We start from the raw sequence: 13,507 nt of genomic DNA, 5'->3' as shown, positions 1-13,507 counted from the left end.
CAAGGGGATTCGAACCCCTGTTACCGCCGTGAAAGGGCGGTGTCCTAGGCCTCTAGACGATGGGGACACAGAATATGTGTCACTAGGACGACTGAATAGTTTAACTCGTTTCAGGCGAGCTGCTTAATAACACTGCACTGACTATGAAAATAGTAAGTGGCGTCCCCAAGGGGATTCGAACCCCTGTTACCGCCGTGAAAGGGCGGTGTCCTAGGCCTCTAGACGATGGGGACACATAAATGTGTCACTAGGACAACTGAATGGTTTAACTCGTTTCAGGCGAGCTATCTTAATAACACTACACCTACTATAGAAATAGTAAGTGGCGTCCCCAAGGGGATTCGAACCCCTGTTACCGCCGTGAAAGGGCGGTGTCCTAGGCCTCTAGACGATGGGGACACATAAATGTATCACTAGGACAATTGATTAGTTAGACTCACATCATGAGTTTTTAAGGTAATTGCGATTAATACAAATTAAGACTCGAGCTTAATTTGTTCGCTATTTTCTCGGTTAACCCGCCTTTAACTTATAAAAGTTAAGTGGCGTCCCCAAGGGGATTCGAACCCCTGTTACCGCCGTGAAAGGGCGGTGTCCTAGGCCTCTAGACGATGGGGACACAGAAAACTGCTACCCTAGGACAAACACTTTAATAAATTGGTGGAGCTATGCGGGATCGAACCGCAGACCTCTTCACTGCCAGCGAAGCGCTCTCCCAGCTGAGCTATAGCCCCAATTTATTTTGCTAAACACTTGCGCAGTTAAACCGTGCTGTGTATCGCTGAGTGCGGGGCGCATTCTATGCAGCCACCAAAATAATGTCAACATTTTTTTCAGTAACTTTCTTTAAACGGTTTAATTTTCAACAAACTGAATAATGAATAAACCGCGACGCTCAAAATACATGCAAGGGAGCTGTTTCAAAACAAAAATTAGGACTGAAAGGCGCACAATCTAGATTAACTGAGGTGAAATATATTCTAAAACATCAAAACAATAAGGTATACATTTATATGCAAAATAAAGTCGGAGTCTTTTCTTGTTTTTCACAACAACGTTTTCATCACCAAGTAAAACGAATTTAAGATGAACATACTAGCAATTAACTGCAACGCCCCTACTCTATTGTCAGTTATTTATATGATCACAGAGGCTCCATTAGTTACAGTCGGTGTTTTATATCAATCGTATTTAACTAACGGTATTTGGATTTTTCAATGCGATTGACTATAACCCTCCTCCCTCATGATTAAAAAACAAATCCGCTTTTGACTAACAGGCACCACTAGCTATTAAAGTATTGCATTAAATAATGAGTAAATTGATTGCACATATAGATTGAATGTAAGTAAATTGGCTATAAAACAATCTCAATCTTACTTCATTGATTATAAAACCTGCATCTAAAACATTTTTCCTCATTCAAGTGTTGACACATTTACAACTCTATCTATAATAGCGCCCCACAACAACGCAGCAATGAGTTGTTGTTTAGATGTGGGTGATTAGCTCAGTTCTAAGAAAAGAGAGCATCACCGCTATTTACAAGTAACGGCGAGGTTCACTGGTTAAAGTCCAGTACTATTTATTTTAATAGTAGCGTTTTAATTTATATGTGGGTGATTAGCTCAGTTGGGAGAGCATCGCCCTTACAAGGCGAGGGTCACTGGTTCAAGTCCAGTATCACCCACCACATATAGAACCTGTTATTATATTAGTAGTTGCATGTTTTAAATTTGTAATATGAGTCACAAGCTCAGTTGGAAAAAAGAGAGCATCACCGCTATTTACAAGTAACGGCGAAGTTCACTGGTTAAAGTCCAGTACTATTTATTTTAATAGTAGAGTTTTAATTTATATGTGGGTGATTAGCTCAGTTGGGAGAGCATCGCCCTTACAAGGCGAGGGTCACTGGTTCAAGTCCAGTATCACCCACCACATATAAAACCTGTTATTATATTAGTAGTTGCATGTTTTAAATTTGTAATATGGGTCACAAGCTCAGTTACAAGAAAAGGGAGCATCACCGCTATTTACAACTAACGGCGAGGTTCACTGGTTAAAATCCAGTACTATTTATTTTAATAGTAGCGTTTTAAATTTGTAATATGGGTCGTTAGCTCAGTTGGGAGAGCATCGCCCTTACAAGGCGAGGGTCACTGGTTCAAGTCCAGTACGACCCACCATTCTTAGAATGGTGCATATTACATGATATCTAGATGGGTGATTAGCTCAGTTGGGAGAGCATCGCCCTTACAAGGCGAGGGTCACTGGTTCAAGTCCAGTATCACCCACCATTTAGATATAAAACTTTACGGGTCGTTAGCTCAGTTGGGAGAGCATCGCCCTTACAAGGCGAGGGTCACTGGTTCAAGTCCAGTACGACCCACCATTTATAAAATGGTTATCGTAAAGTTTAGTAATTGATTATTTGGGGTCGTTAGCTCAGTTGGGAGAGCATCGCCCTTACAAGGCGAGGGTCACTGGTTCAAGTCCAGTACGACCCACCATTTAATCAAAATTATATGTGGGTGATTAGCTCAGTTGGGAGAGCATCGCCCTTACAAGGCGAGGGTCACTGGTTCAAGTCCAGTATCACCCACCACATATAAAACCTCACGTTATATTCTTCAATCGATAATTAGCTCAGCTGAAAAAAAAAGAGCATCGCCACCCTTCACAAATAATGGCGAGGGTCACTGGTTCAAGTACAGTATCACCCACCACATATAAAACCTTTTAAAACCCTCAATCAAACCTTACGTTATATTCTTTAATCGATAATTAGCTCAGCTGAAAAAAAAAGAGCATCGCCACCCTTCACAAATAATGGCGAGGGTCACTGGTTCAAGTCCAGTATCACCCACCACATATAAAACTTCTTAGTAATTCTGTTAAAAATAAAATTCAAAAAGCCTCTAAATACGCTAATTCTTTTCCAAACCTTAAACTCTTTTAATATGTTCCTTGATGGATAATTAAGTTTGAAAAGCATCAACCTAGGCGCTTTACAAACCTAGGGTCTCCTATCTCTATAAAAATCCTCAAGCAATAACTAGCGCTACCTAAATTTGGATAATCAAGCTACTTTAAAACCCATAACTGATCAAATAAACGAAGTCTGCGGTATTAAATTTTAAATTCCCTTGTCAGCGACTAGACTGTTTATTATAGTCTCTGATACGTTCATGTGGTCACAAGTCTAATGCCAGCAAAGATTTTTTCTAATGCAAAAATACTTATAGTTGAAGAGCAGCCTCTTGCTCAAAGCTATATGAAACAGTCGCTCGAAAAACTTGGCTTTCGACAGCTGCGCTTTGCTGAACATGCAAATTCAGCGAAAGAGCAGTGCACCAGTGAACAGTTTGATCTGATTGTTTGCTCTTTTAATTTGAGTAAGCACCAAGATGGCTATCAGCTATATGAAGAGTTACGCGTTAAGCGTTTAATAAAAAACTCTACAGGATTCATTTTTATTTCAGCTGAAACCAGTGGTTCTTTGGTACACAGCGTGCTTGAACTACAACCCGATGACTTTTTGGTCAAGCCATTCACAATACATGACCTTAAAACGCGTATAGAACGAATTTTACTGCGTAAAAATCATTTACAAGCAATATATAATTTCATTGACGATGGTAATGATTCTAAAGCACTAAAAGCAATCAATGCCGCGCTTGATAAAAAAGGCAATGCTTATAGTGCAATATTATTGCGTTTAAAAGGTGATGCTCTACTTCGCTTAAAACGAGTAGATACTGCAAAAGCATTCTTTAAATCAGTTCTTGATATTCAAAAATTCACATGGGCAAAGGTAGGTTTAGTTGAAGCATTAATTGCTAATAATGAGCATATTCTTGCGCAAAGAATGCTGAAAACGATGCTGCAACGTCATGAAACACGATTAGTCGCACTCGATTTACTTGGTAAACTGGAGATTAAATTAAACCAATTTGAATTAGCGCAAGATTTTTTAAGCCAAGCTGTTGATATTGCTCCACGCAATATCGAACGCCAAAAATCACTTAGCCATGTATCGCTGGTAAATCATGATTATGAAAAAAATTATCTAACACAAAAAGATATCGCCAACTTTGCCAAACATTCGATTCACGATCATCCTGACGTATATTTAAATGCTGCACGTGCTGGTATCGATTTTGCTTTAACAACAGATCAGAGCGATCAGATTCAAAGGATTTCAAGACAAACTAATCAATACTTAACTGATTTAAAAAGCCAATTTCCAAATAGTCACAATCAGGCGCAAATAGATGTTTTAAATGCCCGTTTACACTATCTAAAGGACGAACATCAAAAAGCGAAAAAGTTGATTGAGCAGCTCGACGATGACGATAGCCACATTCGCTCTGTAGACGGCGCACTTGATAAAGCAAAGGCATTTCATGAGCTAGGGTTTCATCACAAAGCACAATCGTTATTTAACCAAATTATCAGTCATTGTGAACGTCATCCAACAGTCAGTGATGCTGTTTATTTACGTTATATTCAACAACAACAAAGTGAACGCCGTGATATAAAAATGGGCCCTAAAGAGCTGAATAACCATGCAGTTACACAGTTTAATCGTGGTCAATTAAATACCGCTCTTGAAGCATTCACACAAGCATTTAGAGTAATGCCTCGTAATCCTAGTATTGCTTTAAATTTATTGCAGTGTCTATTTGATAATTCCAAGCAAAATGGCCAAACCTTAAACCTAATGATGGCAAAAAAATGCTATGCGTTACTCAATACGACACCATTAGACAACGAGCAGCAACAACGCTTTAATAAAATAGTACAACAAGCAACGAGTATGGGGCTAACACTTGCTAATCTAGAAGAGCCTGGCAAAACCAAATAGAATAATAAATATTATTCAGCAAAGAGCAGGCTAAATAAATAGTTTAGATAAGGTGTTGTTTATAAGAATGAGGAATACGAAATTAAAAATATCGCTGATAAGCGGTGATATGACTTTTAAAATCCAGCCTTACTGGAATCGTATCATGTAAATTCAGTAAGGCATTGGTTATTGTCAATTACGAGCTAATAAATTACACCTTCTTCAATGAGACCGCGTTTATACAATAACGCAAACCACTTGGCATTGGCCCATCAGGGAATACATGACCTAAGTGTGCATCACATACATTACACACAGTTTCTATTCTTTGCATACCATGGGTCTTGTCACCATTATAAGCAATCGAGTTTAGTTGCGCGGGTTGAGTAAATGATGGCCAGCCAGTGCCACTATCAAATTTTTCATCACCATCAAATAATAAGTTATCACAACATACACAGGCGTACTTACCAGGTTCAAACAAGGTGCAGCTATCTGAGCTGTGCGGGCGCTCTGTGCCTTTATTACGAGTCACATAAAAGGCTTCTTCGGTTAATTGTTCACGCCATTGCTGCTCGGTTTTTACTACTTTACGGCTCGGCTCAGGATTGCCTTTATTGGCAAAGTTTAGAATATCATTCCAATTCAACATAACTGACCTCATTGAGTAAGATAGGTTAATTTACTGCTATCCACATTATCATGGTATCGCGCTAATAACATTGTCAGCTCTGGATTTATCCGCACTGCACAAAATGGTTTTGTAGGGGTTGAAAAATAATAATTTCGATACTGGCTAGGGGAATGTTTAAACTCACTGGCTAATAATATTTGCGTAATCAAAGCTAAATCTTATCGCTTCAGTACACTAATGGCAGCTCACTCCTAAGCCTATTTGCTGTTGCATACTATATTTCATACCCACTATGCTTTTTAAGGCGCTGACATATATACCGTGTTGCTCACTATTTAGTTTCATTCAATTGTAATTAATTTCTTTTCATTTTTAGTCAATAGTGCATTAAAGTATTGTATTAGCTCCGCTTTAGTTGCCGGTAAGCCTATTGAGCATTGATGCTGCTCGCTGAAGATAATTAAAAATTGGTCATCATGACACTGTATTTTCTTGATACTATTTATAGGCAGCCATTGCGGGCCGTGAGTGCGGTCAAAAAAACCTGAAAGGGAAAATAACAAAAGGTGCTGTTGTTCGCGTCGAATAAACTTATCTAGGCCATTACGTGCTTTAAATAGTGGTGTTAGCCGATAACAGCATGAGCTAAATACAAATAGCCACAGAGCAATTAGAAATACAAACCACGCTTGCTGAAATAACATGGTAAATACACTCAACAATAATAACACGATACCGAAACAGCCGACTATCAGCGCCAGTAATTGATTAATTTTACGCATCAAAGACTCCTTGCAACGTTAACCTAAATTACTTACTTGAACTTTTTTCATCGGTTTCAGGATCGGGCCAATCATTAAAAAACACCGTTAAATAACGACTTTTTGCTAAATATAATAATACCCACAATACCGTCACCATTTGCAGCGCTAAAAACATCGAAAACTGATAATAACTATGGGCGGCTTGAATAATCAGCCAGCTTAAATCTATCGCTGCACATACTAATAATGGCCAACGCATAAAACGCCACACTCGCGCTAACCATGCTGCACTGTCTGCGCTTTTTTGTGGCCTGCGCAAACAAAAAATTACGGCAGGAATAATGGCTATTGCACCAATAGCCAACGCACTGAAAAAGTCAGCTTTAGATCTAAACACTAATGACATTAAATCAAGCTCAGGACGCCTGCTCAGTGCCGCAATGATCCAAATAAAGTAGGCACGAAGTAATACCAATAAACTCAAATGAAACGCGATTGGAGTGCGATAGGTGCCATATTTGTCCCAATACTCTGGTCCATAACGCTTCATAACTGGTTTTTCCTCTCGGCTACTACGCCAAGTAATATAAATGCAGCCACGGCTGTAACACCTAACCAGCGCACACCAAAAAACATCAGTAACTGGCTTAGTAATGGAGTGACAAATACTACTAATAAGCCAAAACCAAACCCGGTTACTAGTACAAATGCACATACTCTGAGTATAAAGTGGCGCCTTGCTACAAAGCGTTTCGTGGTTTTAATAATCTCATTTGCATACAAAGACACCAAACACACCACCAGTAACAATGCGATATTATATAAGTAAGGCTTTAGCCACTGACCAAAGGTCAGTGCTAAATCCTGAAAAAGCGTAATAATGCTATCCATTATGTTGCGCCAGTAATGCAATTAAATCATCTTCGGTCAGTATTTCAATGCCTAAATCTTGTGCTTTTGTGAGCTTAGAACCGGCTTTTTCACCCGCTATTAACGCATCGGTTTTAGCTGATACACTACCTGAAACTTTCGCCCCTAACTGCTGCAAGCGTGCTTTTGCATCATTTCGATTAAGCTCGTTCAAAGTACCCGTTAACACATAGGTTAAGCCTGCTAACGGTTGTGAGTCTTCACTTGGCGGCGTGAGTTCTGGCCAATGAATACCCTGCTCCAGCAAGGCAGTTACGACATCTAAATTATGTTGCTCAGCAAAAAAACCACGCACATGCTTGGCTACAATTTCCCCAACATCACTAACTTCGACTAACGCTTCAGTTGTTGCCGCAGTTACTTTATCTAGCGTTAAAAAGTGATTAGCTAAATTTTGCGCCGTCGCTTCACCGACTTCACGAATACCTAATGAGTATAAAAACTTAGCCAACGTCGTTTGTTTTGCATCATCAAGTGCAGCTACTAGGTTTTTCGCCGATTTTGGCCCCATGCGCTCAAGCGATTCAAAATGTCCTTGTTTAAGTATGAATAAGTCTGCTGGCGTTTTAATGAGCTCTCTGTCCACCAGCTGTTCAACAATTTTATCGCCAAGGCCATCGATATCGAGTGCTTTGCGTGAAGCAAAGTGTTTGATCGCTTCTTTACGCTGTGCTTGGCACACCAGGCCTCCTGTACAGCGCGCTACGGCTTCACCTTCAATGCGTTCAACATGGGAGTCACAAATTGGACAAGTAGCCGGAAACTCAATCTCTTTGGCATCTGTTGGACGGCGCTCTAATACCACTTGAGTAATCTGTGGGATCACATCACCAGCACGGCGAATGATCACAGTATCGCCAATTTTTACACCCAAACGCTCTATTTCATCACGATTGTGTAACGTTGCATTTGAAACCGTGACACCACCAACAAATACCGGCTCTAAACGAGCCACAGGGGTAATTGCGCCAGTGCGCCCTACCTGAAATTCAACATCCAGTAGCTGAGTGATTTCTTCTTGCGCAGGAAACTTATACGCAATCGCCCAACGCGGAGCTCGCGCTACAAAACCTAACCGCTCTTGTAGTGCTTTGTTATTTATTTTGATCACCACACCATCAATTTCATACTTCAAGCTGCTGCGGCGCTCAAGTATATCTTGATAGTAATCCAAAGCAGCTTGCTGACCTTCGACTAACTTTGTTTCCGGGCAAAGTGGTAACCCCCAGTCAGTTAGCTTAGCCAATTGCTGGTAATGATCACTTGGTAATACGCCATTTGTCACAACACCAATACTGTAGGCATAAAACATCAAAGGTCGCTTGGCGGTGATTTTTGAATCGAGTTGACGCAAGCTGCCTGCGGCTGCATTACGTGGATTAACAAATACTTTGTCGCCACGCTTTTCGGCTTCAGCATTAAGTTTGTCAAATCCGGCGCTATCCATGAACACTTCACCACGAATTTCAATTTCCTCAGGAAAGTCATCGCCACGTAATTTAAGCGGTATATTACGAATCGTTTTAACGTTAGTGGTAATATTTTCGCCGGTGTGCCCGTCGCCACGTGTTGCCGCCTGCACTAACACACCATTACGGTATAAAATCGACACCGCTAAACCGTCAAGTTTTGGTTCACAGCAAAAGGTCAGCTCATTGTTATCCATCAAACGTTCTTTAATGCGGCGATTAAAAGCGCTGAACTCTTCTTCACTGAAAGCGTTATCAAGTGACAACATCGGCACTTGATGAGTGACTTGCTCAAACTTAGCAAGCGCCGCACCACCTACTTTCTGGGTCGGTGAATCAGTACTCAAGTACTCAGGGTTTGCTACCTCAAGCGCACTTAATTGTTGTAATAAACGATCATACTCTGCATCAGGAATACTTGGGTTATCAAGTACATAATAATTATGATTGTGATCTTCTAACTGCTGACGAAGTTGCGTTATTTGCGCTAACACTAAAGTGGACATACTGACCTCAAAAAACATAAAAAAGCCACTTAAACGAGTTATCGCCAAGTGGCTTATAAAATTCTTAATTAATTAACTGTATATTGCAGGTGATTAAGCTGAAAAGCGTCTCACTTTTTCAACATAATTGCGCACACTGTCAACGGTCATTTCTTCTCGTTGTGAGTCTAAAATAACGGCGCCAAATTCATCTGCTAATTTTTTAGCCGCACTGTGCAACATGTTAAATGCAGCAAGCCCGTCACCATCGCACGGCAAGGTCATAAACAAGCTAATCCCACCTGTACTAAATTGTTCCATATTATCTATATCGAAAGTACCAGGGTTGTACATGTTCACTAACCGAAACAGCACTGGACCATGGCCAGCTGGATCTAAATGACGATTAAAAAAGCCTTCTTCAGAGTACTTAAAGCCAAGTGTATTTACTGCTGGCAATAATTTGCTGCCTTCCATATTCAAGCCTTCAGGCATTTGAATATGCACAATGATAAAGTCACTTGCAGCTGGTTGCTCAGCTTCATCCTCTTCGCTTGCATCTGTTGCAGTAGTCACATCATCAACCTCAGCGGCAAGTTCGTCATCTGACGCTGCAAAAGTGTGTGGATGTTTTTCATCAGCACTAAAGCTTAAATCCCCAAACTGCGGTTCATCACGCTCAGTAAGAGATGCTGGCTCAGCTTCGCTTTGACGCTCAGTAAATGCCTGATCTGCAGGCTCAACCCGCTCATCATTAGTCGCAACGGGTGCGTCTTTTTTACGAACTGACCATAGGCCATGTATTAATAATCCACCAATGACAATTACACTGATAATGATTAAAACCCATCTTAATTGTTCGGCCATCCCCTCACCTTTATTATTTATCTACTCAAATATTAATATTTATGCATGTGCCATTTGCACCGCTTGTTCAATATCTACAGCGACCACACGCGAAACGCCCGGTTCAGCCATTGTTACACCCGTCAACCTGCCAGCCATTTCCATGGCAATTTTATTATGACTGATATAAATAAATTGCACCGATTGTGACATTTCTTCCACTAATCGGCAAAATCGCCCAACATTCGCATCATCCAATGGTGCATCAACTTCATCCAGCATACAGAACGGAGCTGGATTGAGCCTGAATATTGAAAATACCAATGATAATGCGGTCAGCGCTTTTTCTCCACCACTTAAAAGGTGAATTGTTGAATTTTTCTTGCCCGGTGGGCGTGCCATTATACTAACACCACTTTCCAGTAAGTCATCACTGGTTAATTCAAGATATGCACTGCCGCCGCCAAATACTTTAGGAAATAACTGACCAAAATCGAGATTCACTTGATCAAAAGTCATTTTAAAACGCGTTTTGGTTTCGCGATCAATTTTTCCAATTGCACCTTCAAGTGTCGTTAATGCTTTGCTTAAATCCTCGACTTGACGATCTAAATACTGGCTACGCTGCTGCGCTTGTTCAAACTCATCAATCGCCGCTAAGTTTACCGCGCCCAAGTCACTTAAACTTTGTCCTACTTTATTAAGCTGTCCTTGATAAGTGTTTATATTGGCGTTTTCAGGGAGCTGTGCCAATACTTCTTTCAAGTTTTGCTGTAACTCACCCAGAGGTTCAAGAGCTGCCTGTGCTTTAATTAATAAGCTCTGCTCTTCGAGGGCAAGTTGTTGTAATTGTTCTTGTAAAAGTACCAGCTCCCCCTGCGACGCTTTAAGCGTTGTTTGTTTATCTACAAAAGCTGTTTTAGCTTCCGTCAATGCACTTTGCAAATTTTTGAGTTCAATGTCACTTTGTTGATGTTGCTCCAACAATAATATTATTTGCTCTGCGACCTCTTCTAATGGGATCACCAACTCTTCAATTTGCGCGGTTAACTCACTGACAGCTTCACTGGCGGTTTCGCTGGCGGTCGTTGCATGCTGTAATTTAGTGTCACTGAGTTGGCATTCACTGCGCGCTTTTTGCTCACTTAGCGTCGCCTGATGGGCAAGCGTTTTATACTGTTCAAGCTGAGCGTTTGCCTGTTTATATTGCTCATCAGTGTGTTGCTGCTGCACTTGAGCATCATTAAGCGCAACACTTATTTCATCACGCTGTTTTACCACACTTGCTATATGTTGCTGTTGTTCAGCCACTTTATTCTCTATGCTCGTGTGTTCAACGTTTAACTGCTGTAGCTTTGCTTGTAATTTATGTTGTTGATTCTGAAACTGCTGTAATTGCTCTTTGAGCATATCGCGACGAGTGCTTCCTGAGGCCACTTGTTGAGCAAGCTGATGTACCGCTGCTTTTAACTCTTCGCTTTGTGCCTTCAATTGCTCACAGACTTGCTGTTGTTCTGTAAGCTTCTTGCTTTGTATAGCTAGTTCGTCACTGAGTTGAGATGCTAACTGGGTTGCTTCGGCCAACTGTTTATGTTTGATCAGCAACGAATTTTCCGCACTTTTACTGGCTTGTTGATACCAATTGCGGCCCTGAATATTACCTTGGCGATCAATCACTGCAAGCCAATACTCATCCGCTAAATCGTTATGAGCAAAATCATTTTTATACTTAATGCGATGTAATAAATCAGGGTAAACCCCTTGCTCTATAAACACCGCTAATGAGCTTTGCGGTGCGGTGTCGGTAGTTGGCCATACTCCGTTAGGTGTTGCTGTAAATGTCACATTTAATTGTTCAAGCCCTTGTAATGCTTGTTCAACCACATGCTCAAATCCAGTACGTACAACTAACTGTGCCAAAACATCGCCACTACTTTGCGCTGGAGTATCTGCGAGTATTGTATTCAAGCCTGCTATTTTGGCTTTATTCTCGTTTTGTTGTTGTGCTAGTGTTTGATGTGCATCTTGGCAGGTGCGTAACACGGTTTGAGCTTGTTGATGATTACTATTTACTTTGTTTAAGGCAGTTTGTTTTGCTGCTAACTCTTGCGTTAGTGACTGCATTAACTGCTGCTGCTGCGCTACTTGTTCAGCAATTGGATTTTCTGCCAGCTCTATTAATTCGCTTTCTAATGCCGTTTGCTGGTTTTTAATATAGTGCAAATTTTGCAGCTGTTGTTCGGCTATATTTTGTTGCTTGCTATATTGCGTATTAATAGCCTGAAACTGCTCATTAACTCGTTGCCAATCCGAAGCACTGCGCTGCTTGGCACTTTGCAACTGTGCCGCCGCGTCGGCCATCTCAGTGACTTGCTCTGTACATATTAAAGTATGTTCAATTGCCTCTTGTAACGCATTTTGTAACTCATCAGTATGGTCTTTTTGTTGTTGTTGCAGCTGCTGATTTTGTAACTGCAACTGTTGTTGTTTGATCAGGTTGTGACTAAACGCTTGTTGTTGTTGTTTTAAGTTTATTTGCTGTTGCTCAGCACGAGTCAATTCAGTGTGCGTTTGGTGCTGGGCTTGCTGCGCATCATTGAGTTTTTCAAGTTGCAATTGCACTTGGTTTTCAAGACTTGCTAGTACATCGTCATGACCTGAATGAGCGGTTTTAAAAAAACTAATTTGCTCATTCAGCTTGGCCATTTTGTCGGCTTTAGTCACTTGTTGCTGATGTAGCTTTTGCCATTTTAAGACCGCTAGTTGCCCTTTTAAAGTGCGCTCTTGGGTTTTTAACTCGCGGTATTTTTTTGCTTCAACTGACTGTACTGCCAGTTTATCAACTTGTGCTTGCAGCTCTTGGCGAACATCGAGTAAGCGTTCAAGGTTTTCGCGGGTACTTTTGATCCGGGTTTGCGTTTCACGACGGCGCTCTTTGTATTTTGAAACGCCTGCAGCTTCTTCTAAAAACACCCGTAAATCTGCCGGTTTACTCTCAATTAAACGCGAGATCATGCCCTGCTCGATAATCGCATAACTACGCGGACCAAGACCTGTGCCTAAAAATATATCGGTAATATCTCGTTTGCGGCATTTACTGCCATTGAGAAAATACAGCGATTGCCCGTCGCGTGTTACCAAACGTTTAATTGCCACTTGGTTTCGATCGGCAAAAGTATTCGGTAAGTGCCCTTGGGTATTATCAAAAATCAACTCTACCGACGCTTGAGAAATAGGTTTGCGATTGGTTGAGCCATTAAAAATAACATCGATCATGGCATCGCCACGCAGATTTTTAGCAGAGCTTTCGCCAAGCACCCAACGCACAGCATCGATGACATTAGACTTACCGCAGCCGTTTGGGCCAACGACACAGGTCATTTGATCTGGGAATGGAATTTTAGTGGGCTCTACAAAAGATTTAAAACCCGCTAATTTTATGGTGCTCAAACGCATCTAATTGGTTTACCGATTGTTATTGTTATAGCTTGAGTATTTAATTTAACCGTTCTTGACGATAAAAGTAAGTA

8 protein-coding genes and 11 tRNA genes are annotated in these 13,507 nt (G+C 40.9%); 8 read left to right on the top strand and 11 right to left on the bottom strand.

Annotated features, from left to right (window positions below; translation table 11 throughout):
• Nucleotides 1–157 precede the first annotated feature (157 nt).
• The 4 genes from H5162_RS06370 to H5162_RS06355 form a co-directional block, all read right to left on the bottom strand.
• Nucleotides 158–233: transfer RNA gene (locus H5162_RS06370), tRNA-Glu, on the bottom strand.
• Between the two features lie 90 nt (nucleotides 234–323).
• A tRNA-Glu gene (locus tag H5162_RS06365) sits at nucleotides 324–399 on the bottom strand.
• Nucleotides 400–543: 144 nt separating this feature from the next.
• A tRNA-Glu gene (locus H5162_RS06360) sits at nucleotides 544–619 on the bottom strand.
• A gap of 39 nt (nucleotides 620–658) precedes the next feature.
• Nucleotides 659–734, bottom strand: a tRNA-Ala gene (locus H5162_RS06355).
• An 883-nt stretch (nucleotides 735–1,617) separates the two neighbouring features.
• Here H5162_RS06355 and H5162_RS06350 point away from each other — a divergent pair.
• From H5162_RS06350 to H5162_RS06315, 8 genes are all read left to right on the top strand, one after another.
• Nucleotides 1,618–1,693: transfer RNA gene (locus H5162_RS06350), tRNA-Val, on the top strand.
• A gap of 169 nt (nucleotides 1,694–1,862) precedes the next feature.
• Nucleotides 1,863–1,938: transfer RNA gene (locus H5162_RS06345), tRNA-Val, on the top strand.
• Nucleotides 1,939–2,110: 172 nt separating this feature from the next.
• A tRNA-Val gene (locus tag H5162_RS06340) sits at nucleotides 2,111–2,186 on the top strand.
• Nucleotides 2,187–2,221: 35 nt separating this feature from the next.
• Nucleotides 2,222–2,297: transfer RNA gene (locus H5162_RS06335), tRNA-Val, on the top strand.
• 19 nt (nucleotides 2,298–2,316) lie between these two features.
• A tRNA-Val gene (locus H5162_RS06330) sits at nucleotides 2,317–2,392 on the top strand.
• Between the two features lie 42 nt (nucleotides 2,393–2,434).
• A tRNA-Val gene (locus H5162_RS06325) sits at nucleotides 2,435–2,510 on the top strand.
• A 19-nt stretch (nucleotides 2,511–2,529) separates the two neighbouring features.
• Nucleotides 2,530–2,605: transfer RNA gene (locus H5162_RS06320), tRNA-Val, on the top strand.
• Between the two features lie 600 nt (nucleotides 2,606–3,205).
• Entirely contained in the window at nucleotides 3,206–4,867 is a 1,662-nt protein-coding gene (locus tag H5162_RS06315; RefSeq protein WP_145240699.1) for a tetratricopeptide repeat-containing response regulator, read from the top strand.
• A gap of 193 nt (nucleotides 4,868–5,060) precedes the next feature.
• Here the strand turns inward: H5162_RS06315 and msrB are convergent, their stop codons facing one another.
• From msrB to H5162_RS06280, 7 genes are all read right to left on the bottom strand, one after another.
• The gene (gene msrB, locus H5162_RS06310; RefSeq protein ID WP_145240697.1) at nucleotides 5,061–5,501 is read right to left on the bottom strand and encodes a peptide-methionine (R)-S-oxide reductase MsrB; all 441 of its coding nucleotides are present in this window, start codon (nucleotides 5,499–5,501) and stop codon (nucleotides 5,061–5,063) included.
• A 323-nt stretch (nucleotides 5,502–5,824) separates the two neighbouring features.
• On the bottom strand, nucleotides 5,825–6,265 hold the full coding sequence (locus H5162_RS06305) for a hypothetical protein (RefSeq protein ID WP_182732419.1): 441 nt from the start codon (nucleotides 6,263–6,265) through the stop codon (nucleotides 5,825–5,827).
• A 28-nt stretch (nucleotides 6,266–6,293) separates the two neighbouring features.
• Nucleotides 6,294–6,797: a DUF2919 domain-containing protein gene (locus H5162_RS06300; RefSeq protein WP_182732420.1), complete on the bottom strand. Its 504-nt coding sequence runs from the start codon at nucleotides 6,795–6,797 to the stop codon at nucleotides 6,294–6,296.
• The gene (locus H5162_RS06295; protein WP_145240691.1) at nucleotides 6,794–7,138 is read right to left on the bottom strand and encodes a DUF3392 family protein; all 345 of its coding nucleotides are present in this window, start codon (nucleotides 7,136–7,138) and stop codon (nucleotides 6,794–6,796) included. Before H5162_RS06295 ends, H5162_RS06300 begins: the two co-directional genes overlap by 4 nt.
• A complete protein-coding gene (ligA, locus tag H5162_RS06290; RefSeq protein WP_182732431.1) occupies nucleotides 7,131–9,152 on the bottom strand; it encodes an NAD-dependent DNA ligase LigA in 2,022 nt (673 codons plus the stop codon). The genes H5162_RS06295 and ligA overlap by 8 nt, the downstream gene beginning before the upstream one ends.
• A 93-nt stretch (nucleotides 9,153–9,245) precedes the next feature.
• Nucleotides 9,246–9,998, bottom strand: coding sequence for a cell division protein ZipA (gene zipA, locus H5162_RS06285; protein ID WP_182732421.1), 753 nt, complete (start codon nucleotides 9,996–9,998; stop codon nucleotides 9,246–9,248).
• A 39-nt stretch (nucleotides 9,999–10,037) separates the two neighbouring features.
• Nucleotides 10,038–13,433: a chromosome segregation SMC family protein gene (locus H5162_RS06280; protein ID WP_182777963.1), complete on the bottom strand. Its 3,396-nt coding sequence runs from the start codon at nucleotides 13,431–13,433 to the stop codon at nucleotides 10,038–10,040.
• Between the last annotated feature and the right edge of the window lie 74 nt (nucleotides 13,434–13,507).

Source organism: Pseudoalteromonas sp. SR41-8 (assembly GCF_014163915.1).
In the GTDB taxonomy this organism is placed as follows: domain Bacteria; phylum Pseudomonadota; class Gammaproteobacteria; order Enterobacterales; family Alteromonadaceae; genus Pseudoalteromonas; species Pseudoalteromonas rhizosphaerae.
This window is presented reverse-complemented; position numbering and strand designations above follow the sequence as displayed.